Origin of the sequence: Planctomonas deserti (genome assembly GCF_003067705.1) — a bacterium.
Lineage (GTDB): Bacteria > Actinomycetota > Actinomycetes > Actinomycetales > Microbacteriaceae > Planctomonas > Planctomonas deserti.
In genome coordinates, this window is sequence record NZ_QANL01000002.1 from 450,961 (window position 1) to 463,965 (window position 13,005).

Here is a 13,005-nt window from a genome sequence, read left to right on the forward strand (position 1 = left end):
AAAAGAAACCGATCAGCGTTCGCGCGGGCACCGCCGGACGCTAAGAGAAGGAGCACGGCCATGGCCGTCGTCACCATTCGCCAGCTGCTCGACAGCGGCGTTCACTTCGGGCATCAGACCCGTCGCTGGAACCCGAAGATGAAGCGCTTCATCTTCACCGAGCGTTCCGGCATCTACATCATCGACCTGCAGCAGTCGCTCGGCTACATCGACAAGGCCTACGACTTTGTCAAGGAGACGGTCGCCCACGGTGGCACCATCCTCTTCGTCGGCACGAAGAAGCAGGCTCAGGAGACCATCGCCGAGCAGGCGAAGCGCGTCGGCCAGCCCTTCGTGAACCAGCGCTGGCTCGGTGGACTTCTCACCAACTTCCAGACGGTGCACAAGCGTCTGAACCGCCTCAAGGAGCTCGACCTCGTCGACTTCGACGACACGACGCGCGGCTACACCAAGAAGGAGCTGCTCATCCAGCGTCGCGAGCGCGACAAGCTGGAGAAGACCCTCGGTGGTATCCGCAACCTCACGAAAACGCCGTCGGCGCTGTGGGTCGTGGACACCAAGAAGGAGCACCTCGCCATCGACGAGGCCAAGAAGCTCGGCATCCCGGTCATCGGCATCCTCGACACGAACTGCGACCCGGACGAGGTCCAGTACCCGATCCCGGGTAACGACGACGCCATCCGCTCCGTCGCGCTGCTGACCCGCATCATCGCGGACGCCGCTGCCGAGGGCCTCATCCAGCGCCACCAGAAGCCCGAGGAGGGCGCCGAGGCTCCCGAGCCCCTGGCCGACTGGGAGCGCGAGCTGCTGCAGCAGTCCACCGACGCCGCCGCTGCGACCCCCGCCGCCGAGGCGCCCGCGGCCGAGGCATCCGCCGAGCTGCCGACCGAGGAGAACGACGCGGACGCTCAGGCTTCCGCCGACCTCGCCGCCACGACGGACGAGTCCCTGACGGTCGAGGTGGCCCCGGAGACCCAGGCCGACGTCGAGGAGCGCATCGAGTCGCAGGCGACCGAGGACGAGAAGGCGCCGATCGCCTCGTCCGACAACAACTAAGGAGTTCGACATATGGCAAACTTCACTGCCGCCGATGTCAAGACGCTCCGCGACCGACTGGGCGCGGGCATGATGGACAGCAAGAACGCTCTCGTCGAGGCCGATGGTGACATCGAGAAGGCCGTCGAGATCCTCCGTCTCAAGGGTGCGAAGGGCAACGCGAAGCGTGCCGACCGCTCCACGAGCGAGGGCCTCGTCGCCGCCCAGGTCAACGAGGGCACCGCGACGCTCATCGAGCTCGCGTGCGAGACCGACTTCGTCGCAAAGGGTGACCGCTTCGTCGCCCTCGCCGACCGCGTGCTCGCCGCCGTGGCCGCTGCCGGATCCGACAGCGCCGAGGCCGGCAACGCCGCGTCCGTCGACGGCCGGACCGTCGCCGAGATCATCGGTGACGAGGCCGCCGTCATCGGCGAGAAGATCGAGCTGCGCCGCGTCGCGCTCGTGCCCGGTGACAACTTCGCCGTGTACCTGCACAAGACGTCGAAGGACCTGCCCCCGCAGGTCGGCGTCGTGGTCGGCTACTCGGGTGACGACGCGGAGACCGCGCGCAGCATCGCGCAGCACATCGCGTTCGCCAACCCCGAGTACCTCGCCCGCGAGGACGTCCCGGCCGACAAGGTCGACGCCGAGCGCAAGATCGTCGAGGAGATCTCCCGCGGCGAGGGTAAGCCCGAGGCCGCCCTCCCGAAGATCATCGAGGGTCGCCTGACCGGCTTCTTCAAGCAGGTCGCGCTCCTCGAGCAGGACTACGCGAAGGACAACAAGCTCACGGTGTCGAAGGTCGTCGCCGAGGCTGGTCTGACCATCTCGGGCTTCGCCCGGTTCAAGGTCGGCGCCTAGTCAGCTGCAGAACGACAGGGGAGCCCGGAACGCGTCACGCGGGCCGGGCTCCCCTTTGCACGCGCCGGGAGGCGCAGCGGATATCTTTGAACGCCGGAACGAACGAGGAGTGGATTAGCGGATGACACATCAGGCCAAGCGACGGGTGCTTCTGAAAGTTTCTGGAGAGTCGTTCGGCGGTGGCCAGATGGGGGTGGACCCCGACATCGTCAGCCAGCTCGCCCGTGAGGTCGCCGAGGCGGCCCAGGAGGTCGAGGTGGCGATCGTCACCGGTGGCGGCAACTTCTTCCGCGGCGCGGAGCTCTCCCAGCGCGGCATGGACCGGGGTCGCGCCGACTACATGGGCATGCTCGGCACGGTCATGAACGCGCTCGCGCTGCAGGACTTCCTCGAGCAGGCCGGCGCGGAGACCCGCGTGCAGTCCGCGATCGCGATGACCCAGGTCGCCGAGCCCTACATCCCGCGCCGCGCGGAGCGGCACCTGGAGAAGGGCCGCGTCGTGATCTTCGGCGCCGGCGCCGGACTGCCCTACTTCTCCACGGACACCGTGGCCGCCCAGCGTGCGCTCGAGATCAAGGCGGACGTCGTGCTCGTCGCGAAGAACGGCGTCGACGGCGTCTACACGGCCGACCCGCGGATCGACAAGGCAGCCACGAAGATCGACGAGATCACCTACTCGCAGGCCCTGCAGCAGGGCCTCAAGGTCGTCGACTCGACGGCGTTCAGCCTCTGCATGGACAATCACATGCCCATGGTCGTCTTCGGCATGGCCCCGGCGGGCAACGTCAAGGCCGCCATCCGTGGCGAGCGCATCGGTACGCTCGTCTCCAACTGACGCCTTTCCGGGTGCTCGGGCCCCTGCGCGCCCCCGCTACTAAGCTGGAATGCGGGCTTTCGTCCCGCTTGTACGTTTCGATGAAGGAGTACCACGTGATCGCCGATGTTCTGACCGAGACCCGAGACAAGATGGACCGGGCGGTCGAGGTGGTCAAGGAGGACTTCAACACCGTGCGCACCGGCCGGGCCAACCCGCAGCTTTTCCAGCGCGTGCTCGTCGACTACTACGGCAGCCCCACGCCGCTCGCCCAGCTCGCCTCGCTGCAGAACCCCGAGGCCCGCACGCTGCTCGTGACGCCCTACGACAAGACCGCGCTCAAGGAGATCGAGCGCGCGCTCGTCAACATGCCGAACCTCGGCGCGAACGTCGGCAACGACGGGGAGATCGTGCGCGTGACGCTGCCCGAGCTCACCCAGGACCGCCGCAAGGAGTTCGTGAAGATCGTCCGCGGCAAGGCGGAGGAGGCCCGCGTGTCCGTGCGCAACATCCGTCGCCGCGCGAAGGACGACCTGGACGCCCTGAAGAGCGAGGTCGGGGACGACGACGTCGCCCGCGCCGAGAAGGAGCTCGAGCAGATCACCAAGACCCACGTCGACGCGATCGACGACGCGCTGAAGCGCAAAGAAGTCGAACTCCTCGAGGTCTAGGCTCCTCGCGTGTCCGACAAGAAGTTCCGCGACCCCGCCGATCGGACACCCAGGACCGTCCGCTCGCCGCGGCGGCACTCGGGGCGGCTCACCCGGGCCGACTTCGAGGCCCAGGTCCAGGCGACGAAGGCCGACCTCACGGCGCAGGTGCAGGCCACCCGGGCGGACCTCACCGCGCAGGTGAAGGCGACCCGCGCGCAGATCGACGCGACGACCGAGCGCATCAACGCGCGGACGGGACGCAACCTCGCGTTCGCGATCCTGATCGGCCTCGTGCTCGGCGGCGCGGTGCTCGCGAGCCTGCTGATCGTCAAGGAGCTGTTCCTGCTCGTGGCGGCGGCGCTCGTCGCGTTCACCGCGTTCGAGCTGGCGACCGCCATGCGCCAGGCCGGGCGCGACGTGCCGCGGGTGCCCGTGGTGCTCGCCATGGTCGCGATCGTGCCCGTCACCTACTACCTCGGCTCTGCCGGTCAGTGGTTCGGAATCCTCGGCGCCATGGCCCTGGTCGCCCTTTGGCGGCTCGTGGAGATCGTCCTGCCGATGAGCTCGGCCGGCCGGCACGGGCTGCTGGCCGACCTCGGCGCCGGCACGTTCATCCTCGGCTACCTGGCGGGGCTCGGCAGCTTCGCGGTCGCCCTGCTCGCCCGGCCCGACGGTCAGTACTGGACGCTGGCCTTCCTCGTGGTCGTCGTCCTCTGCGACATCGGCGCCTACGCGAGCGGGCTGTCGTTCGGCAAGCACCCCATGGCGCCGACCATCAGCCCGAAGAAGACGTGGGAGGGCTTCGCGGGCGCCGTCCTCGCCGCCCTCGTCGGCGGCGTGCTGTTCGCCGTGCTCCTGCTCGACCAGCCGTGGTGGTTCGGCGTGCTCTTCGGGGTCGTCATCGTGCTCACCGCGACGATGGGCGACCTCGCGGAGTCGCTGCTGAAGCGCGACCTCGGGGTGAAGGACATCAGCTCCTGGCTGCCGGGCCACGGCGGCTTCCTCGACCGCCTCGACTCCATCCTCCCGTCCGCCCTCGCGGCCTACCTGCTGTTCGTGCTGTTCACGTGAGCCGCCGTTCGCGCGAGGCGCCGAAGCCCGCTCCCGGCACGGCGTCGCCCGGCACAGCGTCACCCGTCCCCGGCGCCGATGGCGTTCCCAGCACGTTCCCCCGGGTCGGCCGGTCGGCGCCGGGCTACGACGTCGCCCAGGTCGACGAGTTCCTCGCGCGGGCCCGGCGGGCGTACGACGGGGAGGGCGAGGCGGCCGGCATCGACGCCGCGGCCATCCGCCACACGTCGTTCCGCATGCGTCGCGGCGGGTACTCGCCGTCCCACGTCGACGCGGCGCTCGAGCGGCTCGAGGACGCCTTCGCGGCGCGCGAGCGCGAGCGCGGCGTCGCGCGGATGGGTCAGGAGGCCTGGCTCAGGCAGGCGCGGGACCGGGCGGCCGAGATCACCGGCCGACTGTCGCGGCCGGACGGCGAGAAGTTCCGCCGGGTGGGCAGGATGTCGGGCGGATACGACCCGGCCGAGGTCGATCGATTCCTGATCCGGGTGCAGCGATTCTTCGCGGACAACCGGCCGATGAGCGTCGACGAGGTGCGGCAGGTCGTGTTCCGCACCCGCCGCGGGGGGTACAGCGAGGCGCAGGTGGACCTCCTGCTCGACGCCGTGATCGACGTCATGCTCGCGGTGCGCTAGAGCCCGGATCCCGGTCGTGAGGCGGGCGCAATGCCCCCTCATAACAAAAGAGGTGCACTTCGGTAACTTTTTGATAAACTCAACGAGCTCATGAGTGAAAACACGACTGAACCCGCGCCGATTCCCGCCTCGTCCAACGTAGCAAAGCCCGTTCGAAGACCCAGGAAGCCGGCCCTCTTCGCCGTCCCTGTGCTCTCCCTGGCGGCCGCGGCCTCCATCGCCCTCGTGACCATGGTCGACCCGATGTCGAACGCCGTCGCGTCCGGCACCCTGGAGCCGAGCATCGCCGAGCTGAGCGCGCTGCACGCCCAGTCCGTCACGCTCGACGCGACGACCGCGACCGCCGCCGTCGCCCTCGCGCCGCGCGAGAACTTCAGCGTCATCGCACCCCCGCCGCCTCCGCCGCCCCCGCCCGCTCCGGTCGCCCCCGCCGAGAAGCCGAAGGCGGCAGCGGCGAAGCCGGCCGCCCAGAGCGCTGCGAGCAGCAACGTGAGCAGCGCGAGCGCTCCGGCTCCGGCCCCGGCGAAGCCCGCCCCCGCGGCGGCGCCGAACCCCGGATCCGCCCAGGCCGTCGCTCACGAGATGGTTCTCGCCCGCGGCTGGGGCGAGGAGCAGTACTCCTGCCTCGTCTCCCTCTGGAAGAAGGAGTCCGGCTGGCGCGTCAACGCCGAGAACCCCTCGAGCGGCGCGTACGGCATCCCGCAGGCCCTCCCCGGAAGCAAGATGGCCTCCGCGGGCGCCGACTGGGCCACCAACCCGGCGACGCAGATCGCCTGGGGGCTCGGCTACATCACCTCCCGCTACGACACCCCCTGCGGTGCCTGGGCGTCCAGCCAGTCGCGCGGCTGGTACTGACCCGTCCCGCTCGCATCCGGCCGGCACTGGTTCTCCCAGTGCCGGCCGGATTCGTTTTCGCCCCCGCCGCCCGGCCCTGGCCGGCACCGGGCGCGCACTCGGCCGACCGTAGGATGGTCCCTATGCCGCGCAGCAACCGTCCCCGGGGGAGACGGCGGGAGCCGGCAGACGAGCCGGACGACCTCGCCCGCCTCATGACGGGGTGGAAACGCACCGAGCGCCGTCGCACGGGCCTCTGGAACGTGCAGCCCATCGCGCCGGGCCGCGCGGACAAGGTGTACACCTGCCCCGGCTGCGGGCGCGACATCGCCCCCGGTACGGAGCACCTCGTCGCCTGGCGCGCCGACGGACCCCTCGGCGACATGAGCGACCTCGAGGCCAGGCGGCACTGGCACACGCACTGCTGGAAGGTGTCATGACGAACGAGCCCATCGAGATCCGATCCGGAACCGTCCTTCCCGCCCGGCGGGAGGACATCGAGCTGCGGACCGAGGACGGCCTCACGCTCGTCGGCGAGCTCGCGCTGCCCGCCGACCGGGATCCGGTCGCCACGCTCGTCACGCTGCACCCGCTTCCGACGGCGGGCGGCTTCATGGACTCGCACGTGCTGCGCAAGGCCGCGGCACGGCTGCCCGCCCAGGCGGACCTCGCCGTGCTGCGGTTCAACACCCGCGGGACCGAGTCGCCCCGTGGCACGAGCGAGGGCCGGTTCGGCGACGGCGTGACCGAGCGCGCGGACGTGGCCGCGGCCATGGACTTCGTCCTGCAGCGCGGCCTGCCGAACCCGTGGCTCGTCGGCTGGTCCTTCGGTACCGAGCTCGCGCTCAAGTACGGTCGCGATCACCCCGTGCACGGCGTGATCCTGCTCTCCCCGCCGCTGCACCGCGCCACGGAGCAGGACCTGCGCGAGTGGGCGGGGGACGTGCGCCCCGTCGTCGCGCTCATCCCCGAGTTCGACGACTTCCTCCGGCCCGAGGAGGCGGAGCGGCGGTTCGCCGTCGTGCCGGACATCGAGGTCGTGCACGTGGAGGGCGGCAAGCACCTGTGGGTGGGGGAGAAGCAGACCCACCGTGTGCTGACCGAGATCGTGTCGCGCGTGAACCCCGCGGCGCTGCCGCTCGAGGCGACCTGGAGCCCGTCCGAGGGCTGACCCGTGCGGCCGCCCGGGAGCGGCCTACACGGCCGTCAGCGCTCGTTCTGGCGGGGGATGAACACCTGCTTGATGATCAGCAGGATCGCGGCGGCGACGGGGATGGCGATGAGCGCACCGAGGATGCCGAGCAGCGTTCCACCGGTCAGCGCCGCGACCACGACGATGACGCCGGGGACCTTCACGGCGCGGTTCATGATGTTCGGGCTGAGGAGGTACGCCTCGACCTGCATGTAGACGAGGTAGTAGACGGCCGTGGCGATCCACGTGCTCTGCGACTCCGGCAGCAGCAGGAGCTGACCGAGCACGATGATGACGGAACCGGTGATGGTTCCGACGAGCGGCACGAGCGAGAAGAGGAACGCGATGAAGGCGAACACCGCGGGCAGCTGCGCGCCGATCGCGGAGAGGAAGATGAAGCTGAGCACGCCGTTGCACACGGCGAGCGTCACCTGCCCGACGACGAAGCGGCCGATGGACGTGGTGATCTGCTCGGTGATGTCGGCGAACCGGGCCCGCTTCGACGCGGGCACGAGCTGGTAAAGACCGCGCTTCATGCTGCCGAGCGACGCCACGAAGTAGAGCATCAGGATGATGACGATGACGGCGCCGAAGAGGCCGTTGACCACGGAGATGCCGGCCTGCAGCACGCCGTTGCCGATCAGGCCCGCGTTGTTCTGCAGCCAGGTCGCCCCCTGATCCACCGCAGCCTGCACGTCGAAGAAGGTGCCGAACTGGCGGTCGATGTCGTTGATGAGGCTCGAGTCCGCGAGCGACTCCACCAGCGCGTCCCACCTGCTGGTCAGCTCGCCGACCTGGTCGGCGATGGCCGGCACGATGGCGAAGATGATGCCGGCGAACGAGCCGAGGATCACGATCAGCACGGTGAGGATCGCGGCCGGGCGGGGCACGCGCCGCCGCTCGAGCATGGTGACCAGCGGGTCGATGCCGAGCGCGAGGAAGAGGGCGGCGCCGACGTAGGTGAGGATCGTGGTGAGCGAGCCGAGTGCGCTGCCGATGAGCAACGCGACCAGAACACCGAGGCCGGCCAGCAGGCCGAGGCGGAACGGGTTCTGAATCTTCATGCTGCCCCTGTCGAGCGTTCCGCGGTTGTTCCGGACACGCCCGTCGGGGCGTCACTCGGAATCCCGTGACGCCTCCGTCGAGCCGTCACGCGGGCCTGGCAGGCCCGTCAACCGTCTGAGTTGACCTTCTCCTCCGCCCGCGTCACCACGGTGCGGAGATTCTGGAAGTAGCCGGCGACCGCTTCCCGCTCGATCCTAATCTGGGCGAGCCGCTCCTCCGCGTCGGCGAGGGTCGAGCGGGTCTGCTCCTCGGCCTCGGCGACCATCGCGGCCGCACGCTGCTGGGCGGCGTCGAGCGTCTGGCGGGCGGCGGCGTCCGCGTTCTCCCGCACCGCACGGGCCTCGTCGCGCGCCTCGGTCTCGAGGGTCTCGACGGCCTGCCGTTTCTCCGCGGCGCGGGCGGTGATGTCCGCCAGCTCCGCGCGGGCCTCGTCCAGGTACTGCTGCGTCTCGGCGACCGCGCGACGGTGCCGGGCCAGCAGTTCGCGCTCGGACGCGTCCCGCCGCTCGGTGAGCTCCGCGTCGAGGCCGCGCCGTGCGCTCGCCTCCTCCGCGGCGAGGGCGGTGCGTGCGGCGCTCAGCTCCGCGGCGAGGACGGCCTCGGCCTCCTCCCGCCGGCGCTGCTCCTCGCCACGGCGCTGGGCGAGCTCGCGGTCCAGCTGGGCCCTGGCCGTCTCGATCCTGGTGGTGAGGCGGGTCCGGCCCTCCTCGATCTCCCGCGCGAGCTCGGCCCGCTGCCCGTCGACGTCGGCGCGCAGCGCCTCCCGCGCGGCCTCGATCTCCCGGGCCAGCGCCGAGCGCGCCGCCGTGATCTCGCTCTCCAGGGCCTCCCGCGCCTCGGCAGCCTCCGCGGCGGCGGCCTCCCGGGCGGCCTGCAGCTCGCGCTCGAGCCTGCCGCGTTCGACCTCGGTCGCCCGCGCGAGATCCGCCGCTTGCCGCCTGGCGTCCGCGACCTCGCGATCGGCGGTGGCGCGGAGTGCGGACACCTCGTGATCGGCTGCGGCCCGGAGGGCGGCAGTCTCGCGCTCCGCCGTCGAGCGGAGCTCCGCCACCTCGGTGACCACGGAGGCGCGGATGGCCCGCGCCTCGCGCAGCGCCTCGGCCTTCATCGCGCCCGCCTCGGCGTCGGCCCTCTCCAGGGTCTCCTCGGCGTGGGTGCGCGCGGACTCGATCATGGCGTTCGCCCGCGACGACGCGTCGGAGAGCATGCGCTCCGCGGCGCTGCGGGCGTCCGTGCGCACCTGGATCGCCTCGGTCTGGGCCTCGCGCCGCAGCCGGTCCGCCGTCTCGTCGGCCTGGACGAGCAGCCGGGTGGACTGCTGCTCGGCGAGGCGCAGCGTGCTTTCCAGACGGGTGCCGAGCCCCGAGTAGGTGGGACGCCCGACCTCCTCGAGCTCCCCGGAGAGCTCGTCGACCCGTGCCCGCAGTCGCTCGGCCTCGTTCGCCCGCTCCGTCGCGGCGGCCTTCGACTCGGCGACCTCGCGCCGCAGATCGGAGATGGCGCTGTCCACTTCCTCGCGGTTGTACCCCCGCATGGCCGATGTGAACTCGGTCTCCTCGTGCGCCACGTGATCTCCCTGCTCCCGTGTCCCCGCCGTAGGGTGGCGAAGGACGTAACGACTGTACCCGCTGATCGAAGGCACATTCCCTGCACCGGGGAAACGTCCCGGTTACTCTCTGAGAGAACGCGTTGTCGCCTCTCAGGCAGGTCCGCTATCTTCGAATGTCTTTGTTCGTTGCCATCCGGACCGAAAAGCCGAGCAGCCCGATGCGCTCGCCGCGGTCCGTGCAGCCTCCGTCTCGTGCATCCCCGCACGCGATTCGCGGTGGTCAGGCAACACGAGAGGAGTAAATCCGTGCGCTTCGTGTCCGCGATCGTCGCGTTCGTGGTCGCGGCCGTTCTGATCGGTCTGGGCATCGCCCAGCAGACCATCTTCGCCGCACCCGACAGCTTAACCGCCAGAGCCACCGTCTCGGGGGAGCCACGCTTCGCCGTCGTCGACGGGAAGACGCTGAATAGCAACCCGGGCCTGCAGACGATGCGGGTCGAGGGGAGCGGCACCGTCTTCGCCGCGTACGCCCGCACCGAGGACGTCGAGGCCTGGCTGGGGGACACCCCGTACGCGCGCCTCTCATTCTCCTCCGAGACGCGCGAGCTCTCGAGCCGTCTCGTCGAGCCCGAGGAGTCCGCGAGCGCGACTCCGGCGCCGGGGGAGACCGCCGCCGCGACCGACGCGCCGACCGCCGAGGCCACGCCCGACCCCGCCGCGACCGAGCCCGCCGAGCCCGCGGCCGAGCAGGCCGCGCCGAACCCCGCCGGGTCGGACCTGTGGCTGTCCGAGCGCACCGGCGAGGGCTCCCTGCGCATGGACACCCGCCTGCCCGACTCCGTGTCCGTGCTCCTCGCCTCGGACGGCACCGCCCCCGCCCCGACCGAGGTGTCGCTGACCTGGCCCGTCGAGAACCGCACGCCCTGGGTCGGTCCGCTCATCGTCGGTGGCATCCTGTTCGCCGTCCTGGGTCTCGTGCTCTACGTCCTCGCTCTGAACCACCTGCGGAAGACCCGCGGACCCCGTCGCAAGGGCGGCGACGGCGGGCTGCCCCGCGGCCGTTCCGGTCGTGCCGGCCGCACCGCCAGCCCGGTCGAGGCCGGAACGACGAAGCCCCGCCGGTCGGTGAGCCGCTCGATGACCGCCGCCGTGCCCATGATCCTGGTCCCCGGACTCCTGCTCACCGGCTGCTCCGCCGAGTCCTGGCCGGAGTTCCTGGGCGGCGCTCCCGCACCCACCACGGCGCCGTCACCGCGGTCGACCCTCGAGGAGGCGATCGAGAACGAGGACGCGCCCAACCCGGTGGTGTCCGAGCGTCAGCTCGACGTCATCATGACCCGCATCTCGGAGACGAGCACCCAGGCGGATGCCGCCATGGACGAGAGCCTGCTCCGCTCGCGCTTCTCCGGCCCCGCCATGGAGCAGCGTCTTGCGAACTACAGGATCCGCGCCAAGAAGGCGGACGAGCCCGTGCCCGTCGCCATCCCCGCCGACAGCACGATCCTCGCGCTCCCGCAGGCCACGGACACCTGGCCGCGGACCGTCTACACGATCGTGCAGAACGACGCCGTCGAGGGCGAGCCGACGCAGGCGCTCTTCCTCGTGCAGGAGACGCCGCGCGACAACTACACGGTGCGCTACGCGACGAACATCGTGACTTCGGAGCCGCTGCCGGAGGTCGCCCCCGCGGGCATCGGGGCCGCGCGGCTCGAGCCGGACGTCAAGCTGCTCACGATGCAGCCCGCCGACGTCGCGACGGCCTACGCCGACATCCTCGCCAAGGGCGACGCGAGCGAGTTCGCCGAGGCCTTCCAGAAGGAGGGCGATACCGTGCGGGACCAGTTCGGCCCCGCCGTGCAGGACAAGGCGAAGGCGGACCTCGGCCCGACCGGTACCATCGAGTTCACCAAGCTGGCCGGTGGGGCCGAACCCATCGCCCTGGCCACGATCGACGCCGGGGCCATCGTCGCGGTGAACATCAACGAGGTGGAGGTCACCAAGCCGACGGACCCGCGGGCCAGCCTCAAGGTCAACGGAGGTGCCACGGCCGCCCTGCTCGGGCTCGCCGAGACGACGAAGGGTGTGCAGTCGGTGTACGACGACCAGGCCCTGTTCTACGTCCCGCCGGTGAACTCGGGCCAGAAGATCGTGCTCCTCGGCTTCGAACAGCAACTCGTCTCGGCAAAGGAACTCCCATGAGCTCGGTACCCCCTTCCATCGCCAACCTCCGCGGCGCCGTCGACCTCTCCTCGCTCGTGAATCGGCCGGCGCCCGGGGCCCCCGCGGGCCCCGGTGCCGCGGGCACTCCCGGCGCCTCCGCGCCCGGCGGCGCTTCCGGCGCGGCCGTCGAGGTGCCGAGCCTGGTGCTCGACGGCAGCGACGCCAACTTCAGCGCGATCCTCGACCTGTCGTCGACCGTGCCCGTGATCGTCGTCCTCTGGTCGCCGCGGTCACCCGCCAGCGAGCAGCTCACGGTCAGCGTCGGCTCGCTGGTCGGCGCCTACGAGGGTCGCCTCCTGCTGGTCCGTGTGGACGTCGATCAGAACCCCCAGCTCGCCGCGGCCTTCCAGGCCCAGACCGTGCCGACGACGGCCGCAATCGTCGGCGGCCGCCCCGTGCCCCTCTTCACCGGAACGGTGGACGAGGTGGAGATGCGGGACGTGTTCGACCAGGTGCTGCAGCTCGCCGCCCAGAGCGGGGTCGCAGGCACCGCGGCCGTCGCCGGTGGCGCAGCTCCGGCCGAGGAGCCCGCGGAGCCGCCGCTTCCCCCGCTGCACGCCGAGGCGTACGACGCCATCGAGCGCGGCGACTACGAGGCCGCCGCGCAGGCCTACCGCACCGCGATCGCCCAGGACCCGCGCGACTCCATGGCCGTGGCGGGGCTGGCCCAGGTGAGCCTCCTCGCGCGCCTGCAGGGCAAGACCGCGGGGGAGATCCGGGACGCCGCGGGCCTGAACCCGACCGACGTGCAGGCGCAGCTCGACGTCGCCGACCTCGACCTGTCCGGCGGGCACATCGACGACGCCTTCGACCGGCTGCTCGCGCTGTTCCCAACGTGCGACCAGGACGGCAAGAACCTCATCCGCACGCGCCTCGTCGAGTACTTCGAGGTCGTGGGCGCGACCGACCCGCGCGTGGTCGCCGCCCGCCGTCGCCTCACCGCGCTCCTCTACTGAGCAGATCGGCTGGGAGCGATCGGTCAAGGGGATCGACTGAGCGGATCGGCTGAACCCCATCCCAGCACCGTCCCGGTCTCGCGGACCGGGCCGGACACGCGAAAGCCCGGGCAACGAACTCGT

13 protein-coding genes are annotated in these 13,005 nt (G+C 71.0%); 11 read left to right on the plus strand and 2 right to left on the minus strand.

Annotated elements, in window-relative coordinates; all coding sequences use genetic code 11:
* Positions 1-60: 60 nt before the first annotated feature.
* The 9 genes from rpsB to DAI20_RS08370 all read left to right on the plus strand — a co-directional run bounded on the left by rpsB (position 61) and on the right by DAI20_RS08370 (position 7,071).
* Positions 61-1,056 (plus strand): 30S ribosomal protein S2, encoded by a 996-nt coding sequence (gene rpsB / locus DAI20_RS08330; RefSeq protein WP_108250116.1) that lies wholly within the window; start codon positions 61-63, stop codon positions 1,054-1,056.
* A gap of 12 nt (positions 1,057-1,068) precedes the next feature.
* Positions 1,069-1,896, plus strand: a complete 828-nt coding sequence (gene tsf / locus DAI20_RS08335; RefSeq protein WP_108250117.1) for a translation elongation factor Ts — start codon at positions 1,069-1,071, stop codon at positions 1,894-1,896.
* Positions 1,897-2,017: 121 nt separating this feature from the next.
* Positions 2,018-2,731 carry a UMP kinase gene (gene pyrH / locus DAI20_RS08340; protein WP_108250118.1) on the plus strand — a complete coding sequence of 238 codons (714 nt, stop codon included), beginning with the start codon at positions 2,018-2,020 and terminating at the stop codon, positions 2,729-2,731.
* A gap of 95 nt (positions 2,732-2,826) precedes the next feature.
* Positions 2,827-3,381: a ribosome recycling factor gene (gene frr, locus DAI20_RS08345; protein ID WP_108250573.1), complete on the plus strand. Its 555-nt coding sequence runs from the start codon at positions 2,827-2,829 to the stop codon at positions 3,379-3,381.
* 9 nt (positions 3,382-3,390) lie between these two features.
* Positions 3,391-4,434 (plus strand): phosphatidate cytidylyltransferase, encoded by a 1,044-nt coding sequence (locus tag DAI20_RS08350; protein WP_240605974.1) that lies wholly within the window; start codon positions 3,391-3,393, stop codon positions 4,432-4,434.
* The gene (locus DAI20_RS08355) at positions 4,431-5,066 is read left to right on the plus strand and encodes a DivIVA domain-containing protein (RefSeq protein WP_108250119.1); all 636 of its coding nucleotides are present in this window, start codon (positions 4,431-4,433) and stop codon (positions 5,064-5,066) included. The genes DAI20_RS08350 and DAI20_RS08355 overlap by 4 nt, the downstream gene beginning before the upstream one ends.
* Before the next feature lie 189 nt (positions 5,067-5,255).
* Positions 5,256-5,921, plus strand: a complete 666-nt coding sequence (locus DAI20_RS18940) for an aggregation-promoting factor C-terminal-like domain-containing protein (RefSeq protein ID WP_240605975.1) — start codon at positions 5,256-5,258, stop codon at positions 5,919-5,921.
* 122 nt (positions 5,922-6,043) lie between these two features.
* Entirely contained in the window at positions 6,044-6,340 is a 297-nt protein-coding gene (locus DAI20_RS08365; protein ID WP_205781394.1) for an Rv1322 family protein, read from the plus strand.
* Positions 6,337-7,071 (plus strand): alpha/beta hydrolase, encoded by a 735-nt coding sequence (locus DAI20_RS08370; RefSeq protein ID WP_108250120.1) that lies wholly within the window; start codon positions 6,337-6,339, stop codon positions 7,069-7,071. Before DAI20_RS08365 ends, DAI20_RS08370 begins: the two co-directional genes overlap by 4 nt.
* Positions 7,072-7,106: 35 nt before the next feature.
* On the opposite strand, the gene DAI20_RS08375 is transcribed toward DAI20_RS08370, so the two are convergent.
* On the minus strand, positions 7,107-8,156 hold the full coding sequence (locus DAI20_RS08375) for an AI-2E family transporter (protein ID WP_108250121.1): 1,050 nt from the start codon (positions 8,154-8,156) through the stop codon (positions 7,107-7,109).
* 107 nt (positions 8,157-8,263) lie between these two features.
* Positions 8,264-9,724, minus strand: coding sequence for a coiled-coil domain-containing protein (locus DAI20_RS08380; protein ID WP_108250122.1), 1,461 nt, complete (start codon positions 9,722-9,724; stop codon positions 8,264-8,266).
* A 288-nt stretch (positions 9,725-10,012) separates the two neighbouring features.
* Between DAI20_RS08380 and DAI20_RS08385 the strand changes: the two genes are divergently transcribed.
* Entirely contained in the window at positions 10,013-11,905 is a 1,893-nt protein-coding gene (locus tag DAI20_RS08385) for a DUF8094 domain-containing protein (RefSeq protein ID WP_108250123.1), read from the plus strand.
* Entirely contained in the window at positions 11,902-12,882 is a 981-nt protein-coding gene (locus DAI20_RS08390; protein ID WP_108250124.1) for a tetratricopeptide repeat protein, read from the plus strand. The genes DAI20_RS08385 and DAI20_RS08390 overlap by 4 nt, the downstream gene beginning before the upstream one ends.
* Positions 12,883-13,005 lie beyond the last annotated feature (123 nt).

Bases quoted from the DNA above. Each gene is read 5' to 3' on its own strand.
- rpsB (WP_108250116.1), top strand. From the start codon at position 61: ATGGCCGTCGTCACCATTCGCCAGCTGCTCGACAGCGGCGTTCACTTC.
- tsf (WP_108250117.1), top strand. From the start codon at position 1,069: ATGGCAAACTTCACTGCCGCCGATGTCAAGACGCTCCGCGACCGACTG.
- pyrH (WP_108250118.1), top strand. From the start codon at position 2,018: ATGACACATCAGGCCAAGCGACGGGTGCTTCTGAAAGTTTCTGGAGAG.
- DAI20_RS08365 (WP_205781394.1), top strand. From the start codon at position 6,044: ATGCCGCGCAGCAACCGTCCCCGGGGGAGACGGCGGGAGCCGGCAGAC.
- DAI20_RS08370 (WP_108250120.1), top strand. From the start codon at position 6,337: ATGACGAACGAGCCCATCGAGATCCGATCCGGAACCGTCCTTCCCGCC.
- DAI20_RS08375 (WP_108250121.1), bottom strand. From the start codon at position 8,156: ATGAAGATTCAGAACCCGTTCCGCCTCGGCCTGCTGGCCGGCCTCGGT.
- DAI20_RS08390 (WP_108250124.1), top strand. From the start codon at position 11,902: ATGAGCTCGGTACCCCCTTCCATCGCCAACCTCCGCGGCGCCGTCGAC.